The organism is Bacillus sp. F9_6S_D1_P_5 (assembly GCF_054823925.1).
The window spans coordinates 155,867-181,948 of sequence record NZ_JBTREW010000009.1 but is presented as its reverse complement, the minus strand read 5'-3'; the positions used below and the strand labels follow the sequence as shown (position 1 = coordinate 181,948).

The following is a 26,082-nucleotide window of genomic DNA, read 5'->3' as shown; positions in this document are numbered from 1 at the left end:
TCACGAGGGGACAATTTCTGATAGAGGGGGGAAATTTTCGTGAGCGAGAAAGAACATCGTGTGTCAAGAAGACAGTTTTTAAATTACACCCTTACAGGGGTAGGAGGCTTTATGGCAGCGGGTATTTTAATGCCGATGACGCGATTTGCGCTTGATCCGGTGTTAAGAAAAGAGGCGGGAACGGATATGGTTGCTGTTGCACAAGTAAAAGACATTACAACAGAGCCGAAACGTTTCGACTTTAAGGTAAAGCAGGTTGATGGTTGGTACAAGTCCGAAGAGCCAAAATCAGCTTGGGTTCATAAAGATGAAAGCGGAGACATTGTTGCGTTCTCTCCAGTATGTAAACATTTAGGGTGTACAGTTAACTGGAATTCGGACAAAGCACATCCAAATCAATTCTTTTGTCCATGTCATGGGGGCCGTTACACAAAAGACGGGATGAACGTTAAAGGCACGCCGCCCCTTGCTCCGCTTGATATTTATGAATCTAAAGTGAAAGATGGAACACTGTATCTAGGAAAAGCGAAGCCAAAAGGGGGTGCAAAGTAGATGTTAAATAAAATTTATGATTGGGTAGATGAAAGGTTAGATATTACACCAATATGGCGTGATATCGCCGATCATGAAGTACCTGAGCATGTTAACCCGGCGCATCACTTTTCTGCATTCGTCTACTGCTTTGGCGGACTTACCTTTTTCGTTACTGTAATTCAAATTTTGTCTGGAATGTTTTTAACGATGTATTATGTGCCTGATATTAAAAATGCTTGGGAATCGGTTTATTATTTACAAAATGAAGTTGCGTACGGACAAATCGTTCGTGGTATGCACCACTGGGGTGCTAGTCTCGTAATTGTAATGATGTTTTTACATACACTTAGAGTTTTCTTCCAGGGTGCATATAAAAAGCCTCGTGAGCTAAACTGGATTGTTGGTGTTCTTATTTTCTTTGTTATGTTAGGTCTTGGTTTTACCGGATATTTATTACCGTGGGATATGAAAGCGTTATTTGCTACGAAAGTAGGGATTCAAATTGCAGAGCAAACGCCGCTTATTGGTCCTTATATTAAAACATTACTCGCTGGTCATTCCGAAATTGTTGGCGCTCAAACATTAACTCGCTTCTTTGCTATTCACGTCTTCTTCTTACCAGCAGCACTTCTAGGTTTAATGGCCTTCCACTTCATCATGATTCGCAAACAAGGTATTTCCGGTCCGCTATAAGAGATTGCTAAATTAAAGGGGAAAGAACTAAAGGAGGGAGATTATGCATCGCGGCAAAGGGATGAAGTTTGTAGGAGATTCTCGGGTACCGGTAGCTCGGAAACCAAATATTCCAAAAGACTATTCTGAATACCCAGGGAAAACAGAAGCATTTTGGCCAAACTTCTTGTTAAAAGAATGGATGGTTGGTGCAGTTTTTTTAATCGGTTATTTATGTTTAACAGTGGCGCATCCGTCACCGCTTGAGAGAATGGCGGATCCAACTGATGCCGGATATATACCACTTCCAGATTGGTATTTCTTATTCTTGTATCAGTTATTAAAGTATTCTTATGCTTCTGGCTCATTTACCGTAATTGGAGCGTTTATTATGCCAGGGATTGCGTTTGGCGCATTACTGTTAGCTCCATTTCTTGATCGAGGCCCAGAAAGACGTCCATTGAAGCGTCCTGTAGCAACTGGATTTATGCTTTTAGCAATTGCATCAATTATCTTTTTAACTTGGGAATCTGTAGCACACCACGACTGGGAAGCTGCAAAAAAACAAGGAGCAATTGTAAAAACAGCACCAGTTGATAAAAATGATGATGGCTATAAATTAATGCAAAAAAATACTTGTTTAACATGTCATGGTGACAATTTACAAGGCGGGGCAGCAGCACCGGCACTGCAAAACTTAACTTTAAAGCCAGAAGAAATTGCTAAAATTGCGAAAGACGGAAAAGGTTCAATGCCTAAAGGAATATTTAAAGGTACAGATGAGGAACTGAAGAAGCTTTCGGAATTCGTTGCAAAGTATAATAAAAAATAATAAAAAGCTGACTACAAAGAAAAGTGTAGTCAGCTTTTTATTTTGATGAAAGAAGGTTTACTATATAATAGAGTAGAGTTTAAGAAAAGAATGACTTTGTTTGAAAGGTGTTGGACATACAGCTTGGTTTACTTGTATGCAATGTTAAGACAACGCCCTGTATTATTATTTTTATTAGTCGTTAACATATTAGGTACGATATACGGATTTATATGGTATGGAAATCAATTAAAAGAAACTTCACCTATATTTTGGTCGTTTGTACCCGATAGCCCGATGGCGAGTCTCTTTTTTGTCTTTGTTTTAATTGCTTTTTTAATAAAGAGAAATTGGGGATTAATAGAGGCGCTAGCGATTGTTACGTTAATAAAATATGGTATATGGGCTGTTGTTGTAAATGCAATTATGATCTATGTCAAAGGTCCTATTGGTCTTATCGGATATATGTTAATGCTTTCGCATTTTGCGATGGCAGTACAAGCAGTGCTATATGCGCCGTTTTACCGTATAAAAAAATGGCACTTTGCGGTAGCGGCTATATGGACATTACATAATGATGCAATTGATTATTTATTTTGGCAAATGCCGAGGTATGGAATTATGCATTTGTTTGTAGGAGAAATTGGTTATTTTACGTTCTGGTTAAGTATCGCAGTGCTTTGTGTTACATATTATTATTGCTTACGTGAGAACCGAAAACAGTTTTCTTTATGAACATTTAGGGGGAGAAAATGAAGAAGAATAAGAGTGGTACAAAAATATTGGATCGATTGATTACGATAGTTGTTTCATATAGCATAGCATTTTCTATATTTGCACTCGCAACAACGGCGGTTGTATACGGAAAATGGCTATATTATTTTGAAATTGATTTTTTAAACATTCCAGACTTAGCGGATATGACGAAGGCTGATATTAAAAGAAATTATGATGTGCTTATCACATATTTATCTCCGTTTTATGACGGAGCATTACAGTTGCCTACATTAGATATGTCTACAAATGGCCGTATTCATTTTGTAGATGTTAAAAATATTTTAGTGAAAATTCAATATGTGATGTATGCGACAATTATGATTGCAATAGTAGGTGGCATGTATTTATTAAAAAAGAAAAATGAAAAGTTTTTACTACACGGATCAATTTTAACAATTATCTTTCCGATCGCGCTTATGTTACCGATCGCTATTAATTTTGAAAAGAGTTTTGTATTATTTCATAAGCTGTTATTTAGTAATGATTATTGGATGTTCGATATTGAAACGGATCCGATTATATTAATGTTACCAGAAGAATTCTTTATGCATGCTGCGTGTGCTATTTTATTATTTATTTTATTCGGTAGCATAATTTCTTATAGCTTGTATAGATATTTCGTAAAAAAGAAAAAGATTTCAAAGGAAAAATTCTCTGTTTAAAGAGAATTTTTTTGTTTGTAAAACGGTAATATATTTTTCGGTCCAGTTCTGTTCTATTCTTGTCCCAATTAACATATTTTGTACTAGTAGTTATAGGGGGGACCGTGATGAAGAGAACATTAATTGGATTGATAGCATTTCTAATTATAATGTTTCCGTTACGTATATATGCTGAAGAGTGGAGTGAACTAACGGGGTTGTTAGATGACTCATTACAATTAGTGAAGCGTAATGAAGATGAAAAAGCAGTACAAGTATTACAACATTTCTCGGATCAGTTTGTCATAAAGGGGAATGAAAAGAAGCAAGAGGTGACGCCAGATCAAGTTAGAGTTATTTCGTTAGCTTATGACAGGGCGAAACAATCTCTCGCGGAAGAATCTGCAAGTAAACAAGTTAAAATTGATAATGTGTTAGCCCTGCAGCTTGCTGTTGATGCACAAGTATCAAAGTATCAACCGCTTTGGATGGAAAGAGAAGGAAAAATAATGGATGCCTTTTCTCAAATGGAAAAAGCGATGTCAAAAGAAGATACGGGACAGTTTCAACAAACATTAAATACATTTTTACATGAATTCAATATTATTTATCCAAGCTTAATGATTGCCTTGCCAGAAAATGAAGTGCAACGTGTAAACGCCCATTTATCTTATTTAGATGAATTTCGTAACGTTATGTTAAAAACAAAAGGTGGACAAATGCAAGTAGGAATCATTAAAGGGGATTTACAAAAAATATTTCACACAGTAAAAAAAGATGAAATTGCACCCTCTCTCATTTGGTTTATGACAATTACTGGAGGTCTTATTCTCTTCACATTAACTTATGTTGGATGGAGAAAGTATAAAGGAGAGAGAGAAAAAAGAAAAAGTAATGTGCACTCTAAGAATAGATAATGTAATAAATAAAGATAAGGATTGTAAGGTTTATTCATTGACAATGATGGCAGAAGAAAATAGAATGAGAAGTACTATAATTAAAACTTCAATGGAGGTTCATGATGTTTTATTTAATTTACTTCGCGATCATAATGATCATACCGTTGTATGCACAGTCGAAAGTACGTAGTGCCTATAGCAAGTATTCACAAGTTTATTCAACATCAGGTATGACAGGAGCGGAAGTGGCTCGAAAAATTTTAGATGAAAATGGATTATACAACGTAGCTGTAGAAGAAACACCAGGTCATTTATCAGACCATTATGATCCAACTGCCAAAACAGTTCGATTATCAACAGATAACTATTACGGTCATTCAGTTGCTGGTACAGCAGTTGCAGCACACGAAGTAGGACACGCAATTCAAGATGCACAAGATTATAACTTTATGCGTATTCGTCATTCGTTAGTTCCTGTGGCAAATTTTGGATCGAATATATCATGGGTATTTATTATGATTGGTATATTTGCGACAATGTCAAAACTATTGTTATTAGGAATTATTTTAATGGCAGCAGGTGTTGTGTTCCAACTCGTTACATTACCAGTTGAGTTTGATGCATCAAAGCGTGCAATGCAACAAATTGAAGCGTTAGGTATCGTATCAACAGATGAATATGGGCAAGCTCGTAAAGTATTAAATGCGGCGGCATTAACATATGTAGCAGCTGCAGCTGTAGCGGTATTTGAATTATTACGTCTCGTATTAATGTATACTGGCATGCAGCGTAGCGACGACTAAAGACTATCATTTGATAGTCTTTTTTGTATTGTGGATTGAATTATATAATGTATTGCAAATAGAAATAATAGAAGTAATGCGGAAAGGCGGTGGGGGAATGAAATATCCAAGTCATTTAGTAAAACAAGTGAAAGAACGTAGTGCTCCTTATCAGCTAGAAGGCTTTTTAAGTGGACAAGGTCCTGAAAATCCAAAGTTTATGTTGCTAGGAGAAGCGCCTGGTGAAACAGAAATTCATAATGGAATTCCGTTTAGCGGGAGAGCGGGAAAACAATTAATGGGTTTTTTAGAACGGATTGATGTTACAAGGGAAGAAGTATATATTACGAGCGCTGTTCGGAGTAGACCGTATAAGTGGAGAGAGAAAAAAGAACGAAATGGTGAGATTGTACAGAAAAAGTATAATAGAACGCCAAATCAAGGAGAAATACTCGCCCATGCGCCTTTATTAGATTATGAACTGGAGAAAATAAATCCAAAGCTTATCGTCACACTTGGAAATATAGGCCTTCAACGTTTAACAGGAAAAAATAAAAAAATAACTGATGTTCACGGACAATTATTAAAACAGCCCATTCAAAAATTAAAGGATATGCAAAGTGCAGCGTTTACATGGTCAGAGGAAGAATATCATATTTTCCCGACCTTTCATCCGGCTTCCATTTTTTATAATCGGAGTTTATTGGAGCTTATTTATGAGGATTTAGAAGAGCTTAAAAAATATGTAATAAAAAACTAGAAAAGCTAAAGAGCTTTTCTAGTTCGGTTTATGTATGTAACGGATTTTTATTTTCATCTAATGTAAAACCTTCACCAACTACATCATGTACGTCACTTACAGCAACGAAGGCATGAGGATCTACAGAAGTAATAATATTTTTTAATTTCACGATTTCATTTTTAGCGACAACACAATACAATACGTTCCGTTCTACTTTCGTATACGATCCAACAGCTTTTAAAAAGGTTGCTCCGCGCTCCATATCAGATAAAATTTTGGCAGCAATTTCATTGTTTTTATCTGAGATAATAGTTGCTCCTTTCGCTGCATAGGCTCCTTCTTGCATAAAATCAATGACTTTCGCCCCGATAAAAACAGCAACTAACGTATACATGCCTTCGCGGTATGATAAATAGGTAAGAATAGAGACGATAATGACGATAGCATCAAACATAAACATCGTTTTCCCCATACTCCAGCCAACATATTTATGAGCGAGTCTCGCGATAATATCTACACCGCCAGTAGTCCCGCCATATTTAAATATTATGCCAAGACCGATACCGATAAATGCCCCGGCGAATAAAGCCGCGAGTGTCATATCATTTTGTAAGTTTAAATGTAAGTTAAGAACGTCATAACGTTGAAAAATCCATAGAAATAAAGATACGCTGAATGTGCCAATTAGTGTATAGATAAATGTCGTTCTTCCAAGTAACTTCCAACCAATAAAAAATATAGGGATATTTAAAATTAAGTTTGAATAAGAAGGATCAAACTTAAATAGAAAATACAATAATAGTGTAATACCGGTAAATCCACCTTCTGCAAGGTGATTTTCAATATTGATATTCACAATACCGAAAGAAAAAATAGCGGAACCGATTAAAATGAAAATGATATTTCGAATCTTCAAATTTGATGTCATATAGAAATCCCCCTAATTATGTAAATTGCATTGCTCCGCTGATACGGTAAAACATAATGATAAGTAGTTTCTAGTTGTTAGTAAAAATAGTGAAGGCTGTAAAAACCCGATTGGTTCAACTAATCTTTTGCAAAAAACGCAAAAGAAAGTTTCACTTTATTATAGTCTATCCAAAAAAGGGTCGCAAATAGGTGTTTGGCGGGGAATAATATTTGTCAAATCGCGATGAATTGGCTAACATGAAAGAGGAAGGATTAGAGGTGAATTGTATGGAAGCAAAAACGATGAAGGATATGCAGAAAGAAGTAGATGCGTATATTGGTCAGTTTAAAGAAGGTTATTTCAGTCCACTTGCAATGATGGCTCGTTTAACGGAAGAAATGGGAGAGCTTGCAAGAGAGGTTAATCATTATTATGGTGAGAAACCGAAGAAAACAACTGAAACAGAACGTAGTATTGAAGAAGAGCTTGGAGATGTATTATTTGTTATGATTTGTATGGCAAATAGTTTAAATATTGATTTAGAAACAGCACATAACATTGTAATGAATAAATTTAATACTCGCGATAAAGATCGCTGGACACGTATTGATGAGGGAGAGAAAGAATAATGAAAGAAATTAAAGTAATTATCGCTGGACCAAGAGGACGTATGGGACATGAAGCAGTCCTTCTTATGGAAAGAACGGAACATTTTAATTTAGTAGCAGCAGTAGATTATAAGCATGGCGGAGAGAAAATTTCTGATTTACCAGGCATGCCAGCGCTAAATGCACCTGTTTACGCAGATTTACATACTTGTTTAGAAGAAGTAGAAGCTGATGTGTTGTTAGATTTAACAACGCCAGAAGTTGGGAAACAACACGTTACACTAGCAGTTGAGCGTGGACTTCGTTCTGTTATTGGTACAACTGGATTTACAGAAGAAGAACTAAAACAATTAACAGAGACTGCAAAAGAAAAAGCAGTAGGAACAATTATCGCGCCAAACTTTGCAATTGGTGCAGTTCTTATGATGAAATTCTCACAAATGGCAGCGAAGTATTTCCAAGATGTTGAAGTAATTGAATTGCATCATGATCAAAAGTTAGATGCGCCATCTGGTACAGCGGTAAAAACAGTAGAATTAATTCGTCAAAATCGTGAATCAAAGCAGCAAGGTCATCCGAATGAAGTAGAACAACTAGAAGGTGCTCGTGGTGCAAATGTAGACGGCATTCACATTCATAGTGTACGTTTACCAGGACTTATCGCACACCAAGAAGTAATGTTTGGTGGAGATGGACAAATGTTAACGGTTCGCCATGATTCATTCAATCGTGCATCATTTATGTCTGGTGTAAAACTATCAATTGAGACAGTAATGAATCTAGATCATCTTGTGTACGGTTTAGAAAACATTATCGACTAAAGGGGAGACAACGGATGAAAATTGCCTTAATCGCACATGACAAAAAGAAAAATGACATGGTTTCGTTTGCATACGCATATAAACCAATTTTTGAAAAACATGAATTATTTGCAACAGGAACGACAGGACTTCGTATTATGGAGGCAACTGGTTTAGTTGTAACAAGATATCAATCGGGTCCTCTTGGTGGCGATCAGGAAATTGGTGCCATGATTGCAAAAAACGATATGGATATGGTGATTTTTTTCCGAGATCCACTAACTGCTCAGCCGCATGAACCAGATGTAAATGCATTACTTCGTTTATGTGATGTATATGCGATTCCACTTGCAACAAATATGGCAAGTGCTGAAATGTTAATGCACGCATTAGAGCGAGGAGATTTAGATTACCGCAAGTTTAGAAAATGAGGGGAACAATTATGAGTGGATTACATATATTAGCGTTTGGTGCTCATGCCGATGATGTTGAAATCGGCATGGCTGGTACCATTGCTAAATATACGAAGCAAGGGTATGAAGTAGGTATTTGTGATTTAACAGAAGCTGATCTTTCTTCTAATGGAACGATAGAGTTAAGAAAAGAAGAAGCTAAGGCGGCGGCTCGTATAATGGGAGTAAAAACGAGACTAAATTTAGCGATGCCAGACCGTGGTTTATATATGAAAGAAGAATATATACGTGAAATTGTAAAGGTGATTCGTACATATAAACCAAAACTAGTTTTTGCGCCGTATTATGAAGATCGTCATCCAGATCATGCAAATTGTGCAAAACTTGTGGAAGAAGCTATTTTTTCAGCGGGAATTCGTAAATATATGCCAGAGGTTCCACCACATCGTGTGGAGTCTTTTTATCATTATATGATTAATGGTTTTCATAAACCGAATTTCTGTATAGATATAAGTGAGTACGTATCGATAAAGGTGGAAGCATTAGAAGCGTATGAAAGTCAGTTTTCAACAGGGAGTGATGGTGTGAAAACGCCGTTAACAGAAGGTTACGTTGAAACTGTAGTCGCTCGTGAGAAAATGTTTGGAAAAGAAGTTGGAGTCTTATATGCCGAAGGATTTATGAGTAAGAAACCGGTTTTATTACATGCTGATTTAATAGGGGGATGTAAATGAAATTGAAAATAGGTATTACATGTTATCCTTCTGTAGGTGGTTCTGGAGTTGTTGGAACAGAATTAGGAAAGCAATTAGCGGAACGTGGGCATGAAATTCATTTTATTACATCGGGTTTACCATTCCGGTTAAATAAAGTGTATCCAAACATTTATTTTCATGAAGTGACGGTAAATCAATACTCTGTATTTCAATATCCACCATACGATTTAGCATTAGCGAGTAAAATGGCAGAGGTTGCACAAAGAGAAAACCTAGACATTTTACATGTGCATTACGCAATACCACATGCCATTTGTGCTTATTTAGCGAAACAAATGATTGGAGAACGTATTAAAATTGTTACAACCTTGCATGGAACAGATATTACTGTGTTAGGTTCCGACCCTTCGTTAAATAATTTAATTCGTTTTGGTATTGAGCAATCCGATGTTGTGACGGCTGTCTCGCATTCATTAATTAACGAAACGCATGAGCTTGTCAAACCAAATAAAGATATTCAAACAGTATATAATTTTATAGACGAACGTGTATATTTCAAGCGTGATATGACTCAATTAAAGAAAGAATACGGTATAAGTGAGAGTGAAAAGATACTCATTCATATTTCAAATTTCCGTAAAGTGAAACGTGTCCAAGATGTAGTGCAAGCATTTGCTAAAATTGTTACAGAAGTAGATGCAAAGTTGCTTCTTGTTGGAGATGGACCAGAATTTTGCACGATTTTACAGTTAGTGAAAAATCTACATATTGAAGATCGCGTCTTATTCTTAGGGAAGCAAGATAATGTTGCAGAGCTACTTGCGATGAGTGATTTAATGTTGCTTTTATCAGAGAAGGAGAGTTTTGGTCTTGTTTTATTAGAAGCGATGGCGTGTGGTGTACCTTGTATCGGAACAAGGGTTGGGGGTATTCCAGAAGTCATTCAACATGGCGAAACAGGATATTTATGTGAAGTTGGTGATCCAACAGGAGTGGCCAATCAAGCCATTCAGCTATTAAAGGATGAAGAACTTCACCGTAATATGGGAGAGCGAGCAAGAGCAAGTGTTTACGAGCAGTTCCGCTCTGAAAAAATCGTCTCACAATATGAAACGATTTACTATGATGTACTAAGGGATGACAAAAATGGAAAGATTTAAAAAAGCTAGTTCTATTATTGAGACTTTAAAGCAACAAGGACATGATGCCTACTTTGTCGGTGGAAGCGTACGAGATCTTATTATCGATAGGCCGATTGGAGATATTGATATTGCGACATCTGCTTTACCAGAAGAGGTGATGGCTATATTTCCAAGACATGTTCCTGTTGGTCTTGAGCATGGAACTGTAATTGTAGTAGAAAATGGTGAACCTTATGAGGTAACCACTTTTCGAACAGAGAGCGAATATGAAGATTTTCGAAGACCTAGCAGTGTTCAGTTTGTTCGTTCATTAGAAGAGGATTTGAAACGTCGTGATTTCACAATGAATGCAATTGCTATGACAGAAGAAGGCGAAATGGTTGATTTATTTGCTGGACAGGAAGCGATTCAAAAGAGTGAGATTGTGACAGTTGGAAATGCTGCGGATCGTTTTCAAGAAGACGCCCTGCGAATGATGCGTGGTATTCGGTTCGTAAGTACGTTAGGGTTTTCTTTAGAAAATAACACGAAACAAGCAATTGAAACATATGGGCATTTGCTGGAACATATAGCAATTGAGAGAATTACAGTGGAGTTTGAGAAACTGTTAACTGGCACATATTGTGTGAAGGGTTTGCAAGAATTAGTAGAAACGAAGCTGTTCTCTCATCTGCCATATTTACAAATGTCAGAAGAGAGATTGGTAAAAGCTACGCAGTATAAATGGGATTCTTTTGAAACAGACATTGAGGCATGGGCATTTTTCTTATATTGTATCGGGGAAGAACATCCATCTGTCTTTTTACGTCAATGGAAGTTTTCGAATAAAAAAATAAAAGATATTGTCGCAGTTTTATTAACAATCCGTACGAGAAAGGAGAAGGATTGGGATACAGTCCTTCTTTATAAAACGGGAATTCATATCGCTGAAATGGCAGAAAGAGTATATGAGGCGATGATTGAAAGCTATGACAATACATCTGTGAAACGAGTACAAACGTTGTTTGAAGCATTACCAATCAAGAGTCGACAAGAAATGAATGTGACTGGGAATGATTTATTAAACTGGGCAAATAAAAAGCCAGGTCCGTGGGTTGCTGAAATGATTCAAAACATTGAGGAAGCAATCGTACAAGGAAACGTAGTTAATGAGAAAGAGTGTATAAGGGAGTGGCTGCAAGAATGCAATCTACTATAAGAAAGCAGTTATTACAAGTTTTTTCAGAAGCGGATGGCGAGTTTGTATCTGGCCAAACGATTAGTGATAAACTTGGTTGTTCAAGAACCGCTGTGTGGAAACATATGGAGGACCTTCGGAATGAGGGATATGAACTTGAAGCTGTGCGTCGATTAGGTTATCGAATTGCGGGTAAGCCAGACAAAGTAACTGCTAATGAAATTCAGTTAGGGTTACAAACGAAACATATTGGTAGAACGGTATATTTTGAAGAGTCTGTTGAATCTACGCAGCATATTGCAGCAAAACTTGCTTATGAAGGTGCAGAAGAAGGAACGATTGTTGTGGCAGAAGAACAAACATCGGGCAGAGGGCGTTTAAGCAGGAAATGGCATTCGCCAAAAGGAACAGGAATTTGGATGAGTATTATTTTACGTCCATCAATCCCAGTTCATCATGCACCACAACTTACTTTGTTAGCAGCTGTTAGCGTTGCACAAGCAATTGAAAAGTGTACGGGTGTAAATGTAGGAATAAAATGGCCAAATGATATTTTAATTCAAGGGAAAAAGGCTGTAGGTATATTAACAGAAATGCAGGCTGATCCTGATAAAATTAATGCTGTTATTATGGGGATTGGTATTAATGCGAATCAAAAGCAAGAACATTTTGATGAGGAAATTCAGCATATTGCTACTTCTTTAGTGATTGAATCCGGTAAGCCAATTGTTCGTGCAGAGCTTATGCAACAAATCTTTTTACAACTAGAAAAATTATATGAAGAGTATTTACAAAATGGTTTCTCTGTCATTAAAATTCTTTGGGAAAGTTACGCTGTGAGCATCGGGAAAGAAATTACCGCTCGAACGATGAGAGAGACAATTACAGGGGTAGCAAAAGGAATTACAGAGGATGGTGTATTACTTCTGAAGGACCATGAAGGGAAAGTACATCACATTCATTCTGCGGATATCGAAATTAAGTAAAAGAAGTTCCTTTTTGGAACTTCTTTTTATTTGACTATTACTTTGCCTTCCATTCCTTTAAGAAGATGGTACCGGCATATTAATTCATATGTACCAGTATTTTTAGGTTTTACGGTAATGTTTTTTTCTTTTCCTGACTCGACTACGACGTCAATGCCGAGTTTTTTTACTGTAAAGGTGTGTTCATTCTTACCTTTGTTTTTTAATAACAATGTTGTTGACTCTTCAATTGGAATCGTGATGACGTTTGGATGAAAGTAATCATCATTCAGTTCGACCTCAATTACTTTCGTTGAATCGATAGGTTGTGTTACGACGTTAACTGAGGCAAATGCATGGAAGGAGCTAAAAGTTATCATCCCTACAATTATCACAAGTAGACCGGTGAATCGAAATAACCATTTGTTCATAGACATTCGCAATTCTCCTTTTGTAAGTACTTTCCTCAATTAACCTGCATCATTAGTTCACGAGTTATACAATGCATGTAAAAAAGCTGTTTATCCTTTCTATAAGTGCGTTAGTTATAAAAATTTCACATACCGTAATGGAAATAAAAATTATTTTTTCAAAAAAATGTAGTAATTCCTTTTTGGAGTTTGCTATAATTAGTTCGAATGTGGGCAGTATCAGATCGAACTGCACCATCATTCGAAGCAATACGAAAAATAATAACTTGGATTCTGCCTTGATCCAATAACGGACTGGGACAGAGGGATGAATAATGCCGACTAACACACAACCCTTCTGCCCTTTTATGGCCAGAGGGGTTTTTTATATGATTTCGGCCATCTCCTCTCTCCTGCATAAAGGAGGAGTAGTTTTTGAAAACAAAAACAGATTTTTTGAAAATGAAAGAGCAAGGTGAGCCAATTACAATGCTAACGGCGTATGATTACCCATCTGCTAAGTTAGCAGAAGAAGCTGAAGTTGATATGATTCTAGTTGGAGATTCCCTTGGGATGGTTGTGCTAGGCTACGATTCAACAGTACCTGTAACAGTAGAGGATATGATTCATCATACGAAAGCTGTACGCCGAGGAGCGAAAGAGACTTTTATTGTAACTGATATGCCATTTATGTCGTACCATGTGTCGCTGCAAGATACGATGGTGAATGCACGCCGCATCGTTCAAGAAAGTGGTGCTCATGCACTGAAGGTAGAAGGTGCAGGGGAAGTGGTATCAACGATTCATTACTTGACAAACGCGGGAATTCCTGTCGTGGCGCACTTAGGCTTAACTCCTCAATCTGTAGGAGTACTAGGTGGGTATAAAGTACAAGGAAAAGATGCTGAAAGTGCAAAAAAATTAATAGAAGATGCGAAGAGATGTGAGGAAGCTGGTGCAATTGCGCTTGTGTTAGAATGTGTGCCAATGCAATTAGCGGAATTAATTTCGAAGCAATTAACAATTCCGACGATTGGGATTGGAGCAGGGAAGAAAGTAGATGGGCAAGTACTTGTTTATCATGATCTTATCTCATACGGCGTAAATCGTGTTCCGAAATTCGTGAAGCAATATACGTCTGTTCAAGAGGAGATTGTGCGAGGGATTTCACAATACGTTACTGAAGTAAAGACAGGGCAATTTCCAGAAGAAAAACATTCATTCACAATGAAAGAGGAAGAGTGCTTAGCGTTATACGGAGGAAAACAATAATGAAAATCGTAACTACAGTGCAAGAGATGCAGCAAATTACAAACGAACTGCGTACAAGTGGAAAAAGTATTGGTTTTGTCCCAACGATGGGTTATTTACATGAAGGTCATGCGACTTTATTACGTCAGGCAAGAAAAGAAAATGAAATTGTAGTGTTAAGCGTGTTTGTTAATCCGCTACAGTTTGGACCGAATGAAGATTTAGATCGATACCCTCGTGATATTGATAGAGATGAAAATGTAGCAAAAGAAAACGGTGTAGATTATTTATTTTATCCGAGCGTAGAAGAAATGTATCCAGTAGAACAAACGACAACAGTAGAAGTTGTGAAGCGTACCGATGTATTATGTGGCAAACAAAGACCTGGTCATTTCGCTGGTGTTGCGACTGTACTAATGAAACTATTTAATATTACATTACCAACGCGTGCTTATTTCGGTATGAAAGATGCGCAGCAAGTTGCTGTTATTGAAGGATTTGTCGCTGATTTTAATATTCCGGTTACGATCGTACCAGTAGATATTGTAAGGGAAGAAGACGGATTAGCGAAGAGTTCTCGTAACGTGTATTTATCACAAGAAGAGCGTGAAGAGGCCCCTCAATTATACCGCAGTTTATGTGTAGCGAAGGAGAGAATTGAGGCAGGCGAACGTAATGCAGAAATCATTACAACTCTTGTGAAAGAGTATATTGAGACGTATACGAAAGGTACTGTAGATTATGCTGATTTATATGCTTATCCTTCACTACAAGAAATGGATGAAATTGAAGGACGAATTATTTTAGCGATCGCAGTTAAATTTGAGAATGTACGATTAATTGACAATATAACATTAACGGTTGAATAAGGGGGAGCATCTATGTTTCGCACAATGATGAGAGCGAAGTTACACCGTGCAACAGTAACAGAAGCAAATTTAAATTATGTAGGTAGTATTACAATTGATGAAGATTTAATGGATGCAGTAAATATTGTAGAAAATGAAAAAGTACAAATTGTAAATAACAATAATGGTGCTCGCTTAGAGACATATGTTATAAAGGGAGAACGCGGTAGCGGTGTTGTTTGTTTAAATGGTGCAGCTGCAAGGCTTGTACAGCCTGGAGATAAAGTTATTATTATTTGCTACGGTTTAGTGGCAGAAGAAAATATTCATAAACAAGAGCCGAAAATTGCAGTATTAGATGACGAGAATAAAATTATTGAAATGCTAGGTGCTGAAAAAGCGGGTACGATATTATAAATAAGAAGGCTATCTCTATTACGGAGATAGCTTTTTTGTGCATCTTTTCATTAAGATGAGATAAAACGTGGTATAGTAACAATATATAATTTTGTGTTTGATAGGTAAGAAATTGAGGTGTTACATATATGAGTAAGCGTTATGTCGTTGTGGATTTAGAGACGACAGGGAACTCCTGGAAGGATGGGAAGGATAAAATTACCCAAATTGCAGCTGTTGTAGTGGAAGATGGAGAGATATTAGAGATTTTTTCATCTTTTATTAATCCGAAGAGAGAGATTCCGCCATTTATTACAGAACTAACAGGGATTGATGAAAGTATGGTTAAGCAAGCCCCGTTATTTCAAGATGTAGCCCCGATGGTTGTTGAGCTATTACAAGGTGCAGCTTTCGTTGCACATAACGTTCACTTTGATTGGAATTTTTTAACGGAAGAATTAAGGCAGGCTGGATATACAGAAGTACATTGTCCTAAAGTTGATACAGTCGAGTTGGCGCAAATTCTTTTGCCGACGGCTGATAGTTATAAATTACGTGATTTAGCTAAACAACATGAATTAGAGCACGATCAACCGCATCGTGCGGATAGCGATGCTCTTGCAACAGCGGAATTGTTTTTACAATTTTTAAATGAAATTGAAGAGTTACCACTTGTCACCTTACAATCGCTTTATGAATTGAGCGATGTTTTTCAAAGTGATATAGCGGATGTACTTTCTGAAAATATTTTAAATAAAATGATGCATGGTAAAAAAGGGGCAGAGGGGTATGAAGTGTATCGAAACATTGCGCTTCGAAAACGGAATTATTCTTTAAACCTCAGTGAAACGTGTTCATTAAAATTTGATGCTTTCTTGCATAAGACAGTTGAGAAACTTGAATTGAATATGCCAAAGTTTGAAAAAAGAGAAAGCCAACAGATTATGATGAAGGAAATATATACAGCGCTAAGAGATTCTAGATTTTCATTAATTGAAGCAGGAACAGGAACAGGGAAGACTCTTGCATATTTACTTCCGAGTATTTATTTTGCAAAGAAAAAAGAAGAACCTGTCATCATAAGTACCCAAACTGTGCAACTGCAACAACAAATACTAGAAAAAGAAATTCCATTATTACAGAAAATAATGCCATTTTCATTTGAAGCAGCTCTTTTGAAAGGAAGAAAGCATTATCTTTGTCTACATAAATTTGAATATGCTTTGCAAGAGGAAGAGAAAAATTATGATATGGCGCTCACAAAGGCAAAAATTTTAGTGTGGTTATTGCAAACGGAAACGGGCGATCGGGATGAATTAAATATTCCTGAGGGCGGAAAGTTACTTTGGAACCGTATTTGTAGTGATGTACATAGTCCGGGCGGGATGCAAAGCAACTGGTATAGCCGTTGTTTTTATCAACGAGCAAAGAATAGAGCGTTATTTGCAGATATCGTTATTACAAATCATGCGTTATTATTTCAAGATTTTTCAAGTGAAGAACCGCTATTTGCTTCATGTGAACATATTATTTTTGATGAGGCTCATCATATTGAGGAAGCGGCGAGTAGAACGTTAGGTGAACAGTTCTCCTGTATGTATTTCCAGCTAGTTTTATCTCGTCTTGGTACGCTAGAAACCGATGATGTACTTTCTAAAGTATATAAAATGATGAAAAAATCAGAGCAAGCCTCTCGTTCGACTTTCCGTATGGTGAGTCATAGTTTGAAGGAATTGAAATTTGATGCGGATGAGCTATTCCAAATGTTACGTGCTTTCATATTTAAACAAACAAAGCAGGAACAAGGGATAAGTAATATGCCACTCATTTATCGATATAACACGGAAGTAGAGAAAGGTAAGTTATGGGATAGCATTACCGAGTTAACAAATCGTTTTGTATACGATGTAAGAAAATTATTGACTACACTTGAGAAGCAAGTTGATATATTGCAAAGTAAATTAGAATGGGAGATGCATGTTGTTACAGGTGAATTTATGCATTTAATTGAGTTGTTGAGAAAGATGGCACAATCTTTGCAATTACTCATTTTAGAAAAAAATTCATATGTGACATGGATGGAGACGGAAACGAAGGGAACCATTCATTCAACCGTTTTATATGGACAGCCTGTTCATATTGGTGAAAGATTTGCGGATGAATTTTTAACAGAGAAAAAGAGTGTTATTTTCACATCAGCAACGTTAACAGTAAATGATTCGTTTGACTATATAAAAGAAGAGCTAGGTTTATATGATTTTGCTCCAAATACATTACAAGTCCCGTCACCATTCCGTTTTGAAGAACAGATGAAATTAATGGTTTCAACGGATGTGCCTTTTATTAAGCAAGCAAGTAATGAAGAATATATTGAATCTGTATCGGCACATATTGCAAAAATAGCGAAAGCTACAAAAGGGAGAATGCTCGTTTTATTCACTTCATATGAAATGTTGAAAGAAGCGTATACGAATTTGAAAAATGATGATGAATTAGAAGGGTATTTATTATTAACGCAAAGTGTGAATAATAAGAGCCGAAGTCGTCTCATTCGTAAATTTCAAGAGTTCGACAAATCAATTTTATTAGGAACAAGTAGTTTTTGGGAAGGGATAGATATACCTGGAGATGCGCTTAGTTGTCTTGTTATCGTCCGGCTGCCTTTTACGCCTCCTCATCAACCGATGATGGAAGCGAAAGGAGAGTGGTTAAAAAATCAAGGAGAGGACGTATTCGCTAAGTTAGCACTCCCGCAAGCAATACTGCGTTTCAAGCAAGGATTTGGTCGTCTTATTAGAACAAGTACAGATACCGGAACAGTATTTGTATTAGATCGTCGTTTGACGAGCGCTTCCTATGGAAAACGATTTTTACAATCAATCCCAACTGTCCCGCTCTATGAAGGCCCTCTAGAAGAATTGTTAGAACAATTAAAGGAATAGCCAACTGAATAAAATTGGAAGAAAAAATACGCCTGAAGTACGTTTAAACTTCAGGCGTAAAAAATGTGGGTAGGAGGAATTTTATTTTTCTTACTTCTTGTATACAAAATGTAATGGTTTTCGACTTGAAACCTTTTTTTGCTGTACATGTCCTGCTATAATAGATGGGTGATGAAGCAGGGGTTGTAAAGAATGTACTCTTATTGTAACCGCATTGCGTTCTTCTATAATTAGAAATTTTTGTGTAACGGAGGAGTTTTTTCATGGATAAGAAAATCGAAGTCCTATCAACGACGCGTATTAAATATTCGTCTGACTTGTATAAAATTGTTGATAGTTTGAATCGTACGTTAAAAGAGCAGGACCTCATGTTCGGATTAGCATTAGACGAAAAAGATAAAGAAACAGCTGTATTTACGATTTACAGAACGTAGTGATACAATGAAAAAGTGGATCTTTGCAATCGTTATCGTAATCGTTGCTAGCGGAATATATGGGGCGTATGTTTACAATAAAGCAATGGAAAAGAAAATCCATAAAGAGGAAAAATCTGTAGAAATTGCAAAAGAAAAGGCAAAGCTTACAAAAGTAAAATCTGTAGATTATTATAATGGAGAATCTTCATATACAGTCGTACAAGGTACAGATGAAAAAGGAGAACAACTTATCGTTTGGGTGCCTGAGAAAAAAGGGGAAACTATAGTAAGGAAAAAGAGCGAAGGTATTCCTGAAAAAGAAGCTTTACAAAGAACGATTGAACAAGTCGGAGATGACAGTAAAGGGCCCAAAAGTAAGCCTAAAGAAATTTTAAAAGTAAAATTAGGCGTTGAAAATAATATACCACTATGGGAAGTTACATATATTGATGATGACAATCGTTATAGTTACTACAATCTTGCATTTGAAGATGGTCAGTTTTTAAAACGATATAGCATTGAAAAATAGATGTAGGGGGAACTACAAATGAAATTAGCAAAGCGAGTAGCTGCTTTAACACCATCTGCAACTTTAGAAATTACAGCAAAGGCACAAGCATTAAAAGCTGAAGGTCATGATGTAATTGGATTAGGGGCAGGAGAACCTGACTTTAATACGCCAGAACATATTATGAATGCTGCACATAAAGCGATGTTAGAAGGACATACGAAGTATACACCAACAGGTGGATTACAAGCGTTAAAACAAGAAATTGTGAAGAAGTTTACTCGCGATCAAGGAATTGCGTATGATCCGTCTGAAATTATTGTATGTAACGGCGCAAAGCATGCATTATATACATTATTCCAAGTGTTACTTGATGAAGGAGATGAAGTTATCATCCCTACGCCTTACTGGGTAAGTTATCCGGAACAAGTAAAGCTTGCTGGTGGTAAGCCAGTTTATGTAGAAGGCCTTGAAGACAATGAATACAAAATTACAGCGAAGCAGCTGCGTGAGGCAATTACAGAGAAAACGAAAGCAGTTATTATTAATTCACCGAGCAATCCAACAGGAATGATTTACAGCAAAGAAGAATTACAACAGCTTGGAGAAGTATGTTTAGAACACGATATTTTAATCGTTTCAGATGAAATTTATGAAAAGTTAATTTATGGTGGCGCAGAATATACTTCGGTTGCCCAGCTTTCTAGTGCATTAAAAGAACAAACACTTATTATTAATGGTGTATCTAAATCTCATTCTATGACAGGATGGCGTATTGGATATGCAGCAGGAAATAAGCAGCTTATTAAAGCGATGACGAACTTAGCGAGTCATAGTACGTCAAACCCTACTTCAATCGCTCAATACGGCGCAATTGCGGCATATGCAGGCTCACAAGAACCTGTAGAAACAATGCGTCAAGCATTTGAAGAGAGATTAAACATTATTTATGATAAATTAATTCAAATCCCTGGCTTCACTTGCATTAAACCACAAGGCGCATTTTACTTATTCCCTAATGTAAAAGAAGCTGTAGCCTTATCAGGATACGAAAACGTTGATGATTGGGCAAAAGCTTTATTAGAAGAGGAAAAAGTGGCACTTGTACCAGGTACAGGATTTGGTGCTCCGAATAACGTTCGCTTATCATATGCGACCTCTCTTGAACAAGTAGAGAAAGCATTAGAACGCATTCATACGTTTATGAAAAGTAAAGTGCAAGCTTAATTGTATATTTTATTAATGCAATACAAAAAACCTTCCTACATAATAGGAAGGTTTTTTTGACGAATTGTGGCAAAAAGAAATAGCGAAAGGTGTGTTATACTAGAGAGCGAGGTGTTTGGTGATGAAAAAGAAAATGATGTTACAGTGGTTTGAGCAGGGAAGCATTGCAATTCCAAAATTACTTATGATGCATTATAAAAAATTAGGTTTAAATGAAACGGAATTTATGGTTGTACTTCATGTACACACATTTTTAGAATCGGGCAATTCGTTTCCGACTCCGTCAGAGATTTCAGAGCGGATGACGATTAGTGAAATGAAATGTATGGAAGTCATTCAGACATTGATTCAAAAAGGTTTTTTATCATTAGAAGGTGGACAAAGATCAGAAGCGATGATGTGTGAAAGTTATTCTTTACAACCGCTTTGGGAAAAAATATTGCATTTCTTAATGAATGAATCAATAGAGGAAGAACAAAAAGAAATAAAACAATTACAAGTAAATTTATATACAGTATTTGAAAAAGAATTTGGAAGACCACTTTCTCCATTTGAATGTGAGACGTTAGGAATGTGGGAAGATCAAGATCAACATCATCCGAATTTAATTCAAGCGGCCCTCAGGGAAGCTGTAATGAGTGGTAAGCTTAATTTCCGATATATCGACCGTATTTTATTTGAGTGGAAAAAGAATGGTATTAAAACAGTAGATCAAGCCCAAAACCAAGGACGAAAATTTAGAGCAAATCAACAACGAACGCAACAAACGACAAAACAAGAGACGAAATTTACTGGGAAAGTGCCTTTTTATAATTGGTTGGAGCAGTAATGTAGGAGGAAGTATATGTTAAATAAAACGCAAATTCGCTATTGTTTAGACACAATGGCGGATATGTATCCAGAAGCACATTGTGAATTAATTCATGATAATCCGTTTGAACTAGTAATCGCGGTAGCATTATCTGCACAATGTACAGATGCACTTGTAAATAAAGTGACGAAAAATTTATTTCAAAAATATAAAACTCCAGAAGATTATTTAAGTGTTTCTTTAGAAGAGTTACAACAAGATATACGTTCTATTGGATTGTATAGAAATAAAGCAAAAAACATTCAAAAATTGTGCCAGATGTTGCTGGATGATTATAACGGAAAAGTTCCAGAAGACCGTGACGAGCTGACGAAATTACCTGGAGTAGGGAGAAAAACAGCAAATGTAGTTGTTTCGGTAGCGTATGGTATTCCGGCAATTGCTGTTGATACGCATGTAGAGAGAGTGAGTAAACGGTTAGCGATTTGTAGATGGAAAGATTCGGTGTTAGAAGTAGAAAAGACATTAATGAAGAAAGTTCCGATGGATGAATGGAGCGTTACACATCACCGTATGATTTTCTTTGGACGTTATCACTGTAAAGCACAGCGACCACAATGTGAAGAGTGCCCTTTACTAGAAGTATGTCGTGAAGGAAAGAAGCGAATGAAGGGGAAATAAAGGATGGAGCGAGTTATAGAAATACCGAAAGAGTTTCGGTGCTTACCATTTTTTAAAGAAAGTATAAATTCGATTGCGTATTATACAGAACAGTCATTTGAAGAAACAATACAAAAGACTTATTTTATATATGATATTGAAAGACAATATGAGCCATGGAATGAAATTGAAAACAGTATTCCGGTAATGTTGAATGTATGGAAAAATAAGCATGAGGACATTGCTACTTTATTTCGAAACAGAAAGAAACAAGAAGCTGAAGGTCCGATGATTCTTTTTGCAGCACATTTATTATCAATTGTATATTGGCTAAATGAGCAACCTGTTCATAGTTTGAATAAAATAGAAGATTTTACGAGTGAATTGGAAGTGCAACCAGTTAATTTTATAGAGCGATATTCGTTCATTATAAAGAAACCGAATAATTATCATTCTTATATTCAGTTAGCGCAGTTGTATATTGAAATAGAAAAGTTATATGTAAAGAAAATGATAACAAAAAAGAAGTCCTGTTCTCGTTAAGAGAAAGGACTTCTTTTTTTGTATTAAGACTCTGTTGTAACAACATTTCCGTCTGCGTGAGGTGTATCTCCTCCGGTATTTTGTTGTTGTTCTTGCTCTTGTTTTTGCTGTTCTTCTTCAGCTTTCTTTTTGGCAGCCTCTTCTTCAGCTTTCTTTCTAGCAGCTTCTTCTTCGGCTTTCTTTTTAGCGGCTTCTTCTTCAGCAGCCTTTTTCTGAGCTTCTTCTTGTTGTTTAAGTTGTTGCTCTTGTTGCAGCTCTTGTTGTTTACGCTGTTCTTCAGCAGCCTTTTTCTGAGCCTCTTCTTGTTTTAATTTATCTTCATTAGCTTTTTTCTGAGCGTCCTCATCAGCTTTCTTTTTAGCAGCTTCTTCTTCGGCTTTCTTTTTGGCAGCCTCTTCTTCAGCTTTCTTCGGGTCTGGAGTTCCGCCAGGCGCAGTGAAGGATGCTCCAACTGCTGGGCTTGTTCCAGTACCTTTTTTCGCTACTACGGAGAAACTGTAAGTAACGCCTGGTTTAATACCACCAAGAGTAGCTGTTGTACCTTTTATTGATAAACTACCACTTGAACCGTCAGTCGCTTTATAGCTTGCTGCATATGCATCAACTGCTGCTGGTCCAGACCAGTTTAGTGTAACTGTGCTAGCGCCATCAAAAGTGACATTAAGACCACTAGGTGCATCTACTTTAATTTGTTTAATTGCATCTTTCTTCGCACCTTTTACATATAACTCTCCGTTTATTTCTTGTACAGAAGAAGGACGTTCGAAACGTGATTTATCTGTAGCGAATTTGCTCATCATTACTTGGAACATTTGTTGCGCAATTCTAGTAGAGCGATCGCCAATGTAATTTTCTGGACCATCTTTTTCGTAACCAGTCCATACTGCCATTGTATATTGCGGTGTATATCCAGCGAACCAGCTATCTCTGTTTGCGTCAGCTGGAATACCATATTTTTTAATAACGTCTGCATCAAAGTTTTGTGTTCCTGTTTTACCTGCTACGTCTATACCTGAAACGTATGCTGTTGGACCAGTACCGCCAGAACCAGGTTTGACTACGTCACGAAGAACGTCAGTCACCATGTAAGCTGTGTAGTCTTGCATTGCACGTTGTTCTTTCGGTTTAAAACTTTTCTTTTTCCCATCTGGGAAGATAACTTCTTTTACGAAGTGTGGTTTATTGTAGTTCCCACCATTACCAAAGGCTGCATATGCCCCCGCTAATTGTAATGGAGAACTATCGTTACTACCAATTGCTGTTGATTCATATGTTTTGCCATCTTTAAATGTCATGCCTAAGCCTTCAGCAAACGCTTGTGACTTAGGAAGACCAACCGCTTGAGCTGTTTTTAAAGCTGGAATGTTTAATGATTTTTTCAAAGCTTCACGTAGTGAAACGTCACCTTTGTAACTATTTGTTGCATTTCGTATTTTTTTACCATTGGAATACGTATACTCTGAGTCATTTAATTGATGGTATGTAGACCATTGTAAATTCTCAATTGCTGGACCGTAGTCGAAAACTGGTTTCATTGTTGAACCGACTTGGCGTTTTAAATCAATGGCCATATTATGACCTTTGAAAGTAGACTTACTTTCTTTACGCCCAGCTCCAATTGCTCGAACTTCTCCAGATTGTGTATCCATAAATACGAACGAACCTTGGAATTGATCGTTTGGATACTTAATAAGATTGCCATCCATAATTTTTTCAGCATAATCTTGAGCATCTTGATCAAGTGTTGTATGAATCGTTAAACCATCTGAACCGATATTTACATCCGGATATTCTTTTTCAACTTCTTTTACAACTGCATCTAAAAATGCTTGATACTTCATCTCAGTTATTTCTGAAGACGGTTGAAGACCCTCTGTTACTGGGATCTTAACTGCGTTATTCATTTCATCTTTTGTTATATAACCATGTCGATTCATTAATGATAATACGACGTTACGACGTTGTGTAGCTCGTTCAACGTTATCTGGTTTTGTTGGATCATAAATATTAGGACCTTGGGGTAAACCTGCAAGCATTGCAGCTTCATGTAACTGTAAGTCTTTTAAATCTTTGTCATAATATTTTTTGGCTGCTGTTGCAATACCGTATGAACGGTTACCTAAGTTAATCTTATTTAAGTACATTTCTAAAATCTCATGTTTAGAATATTGTTGCTCTAATTTGTAAGATAGGTACCATTCTTGCACTTTTCTCTTTGCAGTTTTGTCCATCGTTAGAAAATAGTTTTTGACTACTTGTTGCGTAATCGTACTACCACCTTGAGATCCGAATCCTCCAGTGACATTTTCCATAATTGCTTTTGTAGTGCGTTTAAAATCAATTCCATTATGATCATAGAAACGTGAGTCCTCAGTTGCAAGGAATGCATTTTCAACTACTTTTGGAATTTGATCATACGTAACGTGGGTTCGTTTTTCAGCACCGTATTCATAGAAAAAGTTCCCATTCTTATCAAGAAACTTTGTTGATAAAGGATTGACAAGTTTTGATTTGTCTAATTTTGGAGCGTCCTTCACCATAACAAAGAAAGCGGAAACGCCAGCTACAAGACCAACGATACCAAGAAGTAGACAACCTATAAGGAATTTTTTAAAAAAGGAGCCTTTTTTCTTTGGTTTTTTCTCTGTATTTGTTTCTTGCTTTTGATTTTTTACATGATTTCGTTCTGTACGAGAACGATAATTATCTGACATTATACTTTCTCCTACCTTTCATTCTCTCCCCAAAAGTCGAAAAAAGAGCCTTAGTGATGACTCTATCACGAAAAATAAACCGTGTCTAGTACACGGATATAATCAATCCGAGGTTGATAACCGCATGATAATAAAGATCCATGCTCTACTATTTCTTCTTTCGTAATCGATTTTCGTCCACCAGTATTTTGACGATTCCAAAATGCAATAATATGTTTTGCATCTAATAAATAAAGTTCATCAAAAAGTGTAAATTTAATAATAACAAATGCAATTCCATTATGAGCGATTACTTGCTTCATATGTTCAATTTGATGAAGGTGGAAGTTTTGAAGTGGAAAGCTGGTTTTATTTTTTGTTTCTTTCGCTTCAAAATCGATGTATTTCCCTTTATATACACCGTTGTAATCTGTTGTAGAAGGTTGTTTAAAATACGCTTCTTTTACCACTGCAGCACTTCGAGCGGGGTAATCTACTTTTACAATTTGAAGAGGTGTAGGTTTTTTATGTACGCATGCAATATTATGGGTTAAGTAATATTCATTCGTTTCATTCAATTCCTCTTCAAGGGACATACCTCTATTACTATAAGTATGTTTTTTTATTGGTGTTTTATGAGGTTTTGAAGCTTGATTGTACCGTTTTCCATTTGGGTAACGAATGGTCATAGTGTGTCCACTCCCAACTTGCTAAGAATTACTTACAAAGGTGATTATAACAAAAAAATGAAAAAAGATGTGACCTTTTTGAAGAAAGGTATGATGACT

General features: G+C 36.5%; 29 protein-coding genes. 25 read left to right on the top strand and 4 right to left on the bottom strand.

Annotated elements, in window-relative coordinates; translation table 11 throughout:
• Positions 1–39: 39 nt before the first annotated feature.
• The 8 genes from qcrA (at position 40) to ACUXEY_RS13555 (ending at position 5,876) form a co-directional block, all read left to right on the top strand.
• Positions 40–552, top strand: coding sequence for a menaquinol-cytochrome c reductase iron-sulfur subunit (qcrA, locus tag ACUXEY_RS13590; protein ID WP_048527045.1), 513 nt, complete (start codon positions 40–42; stop codon positions 550–552).
• The gene (gene qcrB, locus ACUXEY_RS13585) at positions 553–1,227 is read left to right on the top strand and encodes a menaquinol-cytochrome c reductase cytochrome b subunit (RefSeq protein ID WP_000932700.1); all 675 of its coding nucleotides are present in this window, start codon (positions 553–555) and stop codon (positions 1,225–1,227) included.
• Positions 1,228–1,270: 43 nt separating this feature from the next.
• The gene (gene qcrC, locus ACUXEY_RS13580) at positions 1,271–2,038 is read left to right on the top strand and encodes a menaquinol-cytochrome c reductase cytochrome b/c subunit (protein ID WP_098345131.1); all 768 of its coding nucleotides are present in this window, start codon (positions 1,271–1,273) and stop codon (positions 2,036–2,038) included.
• Between the two features lie 123 nt (positions 2,039–2,161).
• Positions 2,162–2,752: a lipoprotein heptaprenylglyceryl N-acetyltransferase LhaT gene (lhaT, locus tag ACUXEY_RS13575; protein WP_461300925.1), complete on the top strand. Its 591-nt coding sequence runs from the start codon at positions 2,162–2,164 to the stop codon at positions 2,750–2,752.
• A 17-nt stretch (positions 2,753–2,769) separates the two neighbouring features.
• Positions 2,770–3,456, top strand: coding sequence for a lipoprotein intramolecular transacylase Lit (lit, locus tag ACUXEY_RS13570; protein ID WP_098345133.1), 687 nt, complete (start codon positions 2,770–2,772; stop codon positions 3,454–3,456).
• A gap of 107 nt (positions 3,457–3,563) precedes the next feature.
• Positions 3,564–4,352, top strand: a complete 789-nt coding sequence (gene ypjB, locus ACUXEY_RS13565; protein ID WP_098345134.1) for a sporulation protein YpjB — start codon at positions 3,564–3,566, stop codon at positions 4,350–4,352.
• A gap of 101 nt (positions 4,353–4,453) precedes the next feature.
• A complete protein-coding gene (locus tag ACUXEY_RS13560) occupies positions 4,454–5,137 on the top strand; it encodes a zinc metallopeptidase (RefSeq protein WP_087958132.1) in 684 nt (227 codons plus the stop codon).
• A gap of 97 nt (positions 5,138–5,234) precedes the next feature.
• Complete coding sequence (locus ACUXEY_RS13555; RefSeq protein WP_098345135.1) at positions 5,235–5,876, top strand: uracil-DNA glycosylase; 642 nt, start codon at positions 5,235–5,237, stop codon at positions 5,874–5,876.
• Between the two features lie 28 nt (positions 5,877–5,904).
• Here the strand turns inward: ACUXEY_RS13555 and ACUXEY_RS13550 are convergent, their stop codons facing one another.
• Positions 5,905–6,786 (bottom strand): YitT family protein, encoded by an 882-nt coding sequence (locus ACUXEY_RS13550; RefSeq protein WP_461300924.1) that lies wholly within the window; start codon positions 6,784–6,786, stop codon positions 5,905–5,907.
• A 269-nt stretch (positions 6,787–7,055) separates the two neighbouring features.
• On the opposite strand from ACUXEY_RS13550, the gene ACUXEY_RS13545 reads away from it, so the two are divergent.
• The 7 genes from ACUXEY_RS13545 to ACUXEY_RS13515 are packed head-to-tail and all read left to right on the top strand — an operon-like array spanning position 7,056 to position 12,610.
• Entirely contained in the window at positions 7,056–7,397 is a 342-nt protein-coding gene (locus ACUXEY_RS13545) for a nucleotide pyrophosphohydrolase (protein WP_001992677.1), read from the top strand.
• The gene (gene dapB, locus ACUXEY_RS13540; RefSeq protein ID WP_098345136.1) at positions 7,397–8,197 is read left to right on the top strand and encodes a dihydrodipicolinate reductase; all 801 of its coding nucleotides are present in this window, start codon (positions 7,397–7,399) and stop codon (positions 8,195–8,197) included. Before ACUXEY_RS13545 ends, dapB begins: the two co-directional genes overlap by 1 nt.
• A 14-nt stretch (positions 8,198–8,211) precedes the next feature.
• On the top strand, positions 8,212–8,607 hold the full coding sequence (gene mgsA, locus ACUXEY_RS13535; protein ID WP_098345137.1) for a methylglyoxal synthase: 396 nt from the start codon (positions 8,212–8,214) through the stop codon (positions 8,605–8,607).
• A gap of 11 nt (positions 8,608–8,618) precedes the next feature.
• Positions 8,619–9,323, top strand: a complete 705-nt coding sequence (gene bshB1 / locus ACUXEY_RS13530; protein WP_429602179.1) for a bacillithiol biosynthesis deacetylase BshB1 — start codon at positions 8,619–8,621, stop codon at positions 9,321–9,323.
• Positions 9,320–10,465 carry an N-acetyl-alpha-D-glucosaminyl L-malate synthase BshA gene (gene bshA, locus ACUXEY_RS13525; protein ID WP_166702173.1) on the top strand — a complete coding sequence of 382 codons (1,146 nt, stop codon included), beginning with the start codon at positions 9,320–9,322 and terminating at the stop codon, positions 10,463–10,465. Before bshB1 ends, bshA begins: the two co-directional genes overlap by 4 nt.
• Positions 10,452–11,645 (top strand): CCA tRNA nucleotidyltransferase, encoded by a 1,194-nt coding sequence (locus ACUXEY_RS13520; RefSeq protein ID WP_166702174.1) that lies wholly within the window; start codon positions 10,452–10,454, stop codon positions 11,643–11,645. Before bshA ends, ACUXEY_RS13520 begins: the two co-directional genes overlap by 14 nt.
• Entirely contained in the window at positions 11,630–12,610 is a 981-nt protein-coding gene (locus ACUXEY_RS13515; RefSeq protein ID WP_461300923.1) for a biotin--[acetyl-CoA-carboxylase] ligase, read from the top strand. The genes ACUXEY_RS13520 and ACUXEY_RS13515 overlap by 16 nt, the downstream gene beginning before the upstream one ends.
• Before the next feature lie 26 nt (positions 12,611–12,636).
• Here the strand turns inward: ACUXEY_RS13515 and ACUXEY_RS13510 are convergent, their stop codons facing one another.
• Positions 12,637–13,026 carry a cupredoxin domain-containing protein gene (locus ACUXEY_RS13510; protein WP_166702176.1) on the bottom strand — a complete coding sequence of 130 codons (390 nt, stop codon included), beginning with the start codon at positions 13,024–13,026 and terminating at the stop codon, positions 12,637–12,639.
• Positions 13,027–13,434: 408 nt separating this feature from the next.
• On the opposite strand from ACUXEY_RS13510, the gene panB reads away from it, so the two are divergent.
• The 10 genes from panB (at position 13,435) to ACUXEY_RS13460 (ending at position 22,601) form a co-directional block, all read left to right on the top strand.
• A complete protein-coding gene (gene panB, locus ACUXEY_RS13505) occupies positions 13,435–14,271 on the top strand; it encodes a 3-methyl-2-oxobutanoate hydroxymethyltransferase (RefSeq protein ID WP_166702177.1) in 837 nt (278 codons plus the stop codon).
• Positions 14,271–15,119, top strand: coding sequence for a pantoate--beta-alanine ligase (panC, locus tag ACUXEY_RS13500; RefSeq protein WP_166702178.1), 849 nt, complete (start codon positions 14,271–14,273; stop codon positions 15,117–15,119). Before panB ends, panC begins: the two co-directional genes overlap by 1 nt.
• Positions 15,120–15,131: 12 nt before the next feature.
• Positions 15,132–15,515, top strand: a complete 384-nt coding sequence (gene panD, locus ACUXEY_RS13495) for an aspartate 1-decarboxylase (RefSeq protein WP_048527069.1) — start codon at positions 15,132–15,134, stop codon at positions 15,513–15,515.
• Between the two features lie 128 nt (positions 15,516–15,643).
• Entirely contained in the window at positions 15,644–18,436 is a 2,793-nt protein-coding gene (dinG, locus tag ACUXEY_RS13490; RefSeq protein WP_461300922.1) for an ATP-dependent DNA helicase DinG, read from the top strand.
• A 263-nt stretch (positions 18,437–18,699) separates the two neighbouring features.
• Complete coding sequence (locus tag ACUXEY_RS13485; RefSeq protein WP_000358352.1) at positions 18,700–18,870, top strand: YpmA family protein; 171 nt, start codon at positions 18,700–18,702, stop codon at positions 18,868–18,870.
• A 7-nt stretch (positions 18,871–18,877) separates the two neighbouring features.
• Positions 18,878–19,381: a cell wall elongation regulator TseB-like domain-containing protein gene (locus tag ACUXEY_RS13480; protein ID WP_429602184.1), complete on the top strand. Its 504-nt coding sequence runs from the start codon at positions 18,878–18,880 to the stop codon at positions 19,379–19,381.
• 18 nt (positions 19,382–19,399) lie between these two features.
• Entirely contained in the window at positions 19,400–20,587 is a 1,188-nt protein-coding gene (aspB, locus tag ACUXEY_RS13475; protein WP_461300921.1) for an aspartate transaminase AspB, read from the top strand.
• Between the two features lie 121 nt (positions 20,588–20,708).
• Positions 20,709–21,416 (top strand): DNA replication protein DnaD, encoded by a 708-nt coding sequence (gene dnaD / locus ACUXEY_RS13470; protein WP_071757493.1) that lies wholly within the window; start codon positions 20,709–20,711, stop codon positions 21,414–21,416.
• A gap of 15 nt (positions 21,417–21,431) precedes the next feature.
• Positions 21,432–22,079 (top strand): endonuclease III, encoded by a 648-nt coding sequence (nth, locus tag ACUXEY_RS13465; RefSeq protein WP_166702182.1) that lies wholly within the window; start codon positions 21,432–21,434, stop codon positions 22,077–22,079.
• A 3-nt stretch (positions 22,080–22,082) separates the two neighbouring features.
• On the top strand, positions 22,083–22,601 hold the full coding sequence (locus ACUXEY_RS13460; protein WP_461300920.1) for a YpoC family protein: 519 nt from the start codon (positions 22,083–22,085) through the stop codon (positions 22,599–22,601).
• Positions 22,602–22,624: 23 nt separating this feature from the next.
• Here the strand turns inward: ACUXEY_RS13460 and ACUXEY_RS13455 are convergent, their stop codons facing one another.
• Both ACUXEY_RS13455 and recU read right to left on the bottom strand, forming a co-directional pair.
• Entirely contained in the window at positions 22,625–25,315 is a 2,691-nt protein-coding gene (locus tag ACUXEY_RS13455) for a PBP1A family penicillin-binding protein (protein WP_461300919.1), read from the bottom strand.
• 65 nt (positions 25,316–25,380) lie between these two features.
• Positions 25,381–25,983 carry a Holliday junction resolvase RecU gene (recU, locus tag ACUXEY_RS13450; protein ID WP_461300918.1) on the bottom strand — a complete coding sequence of 201 codons (603 nt, stop codon included), beginning with the start codon at positions 25,981–25,983 and terminating at the stop codon, positions 25,381–25,383.
• Positions 25,984–26,082 lie beyond the last annotated feature (99 nt).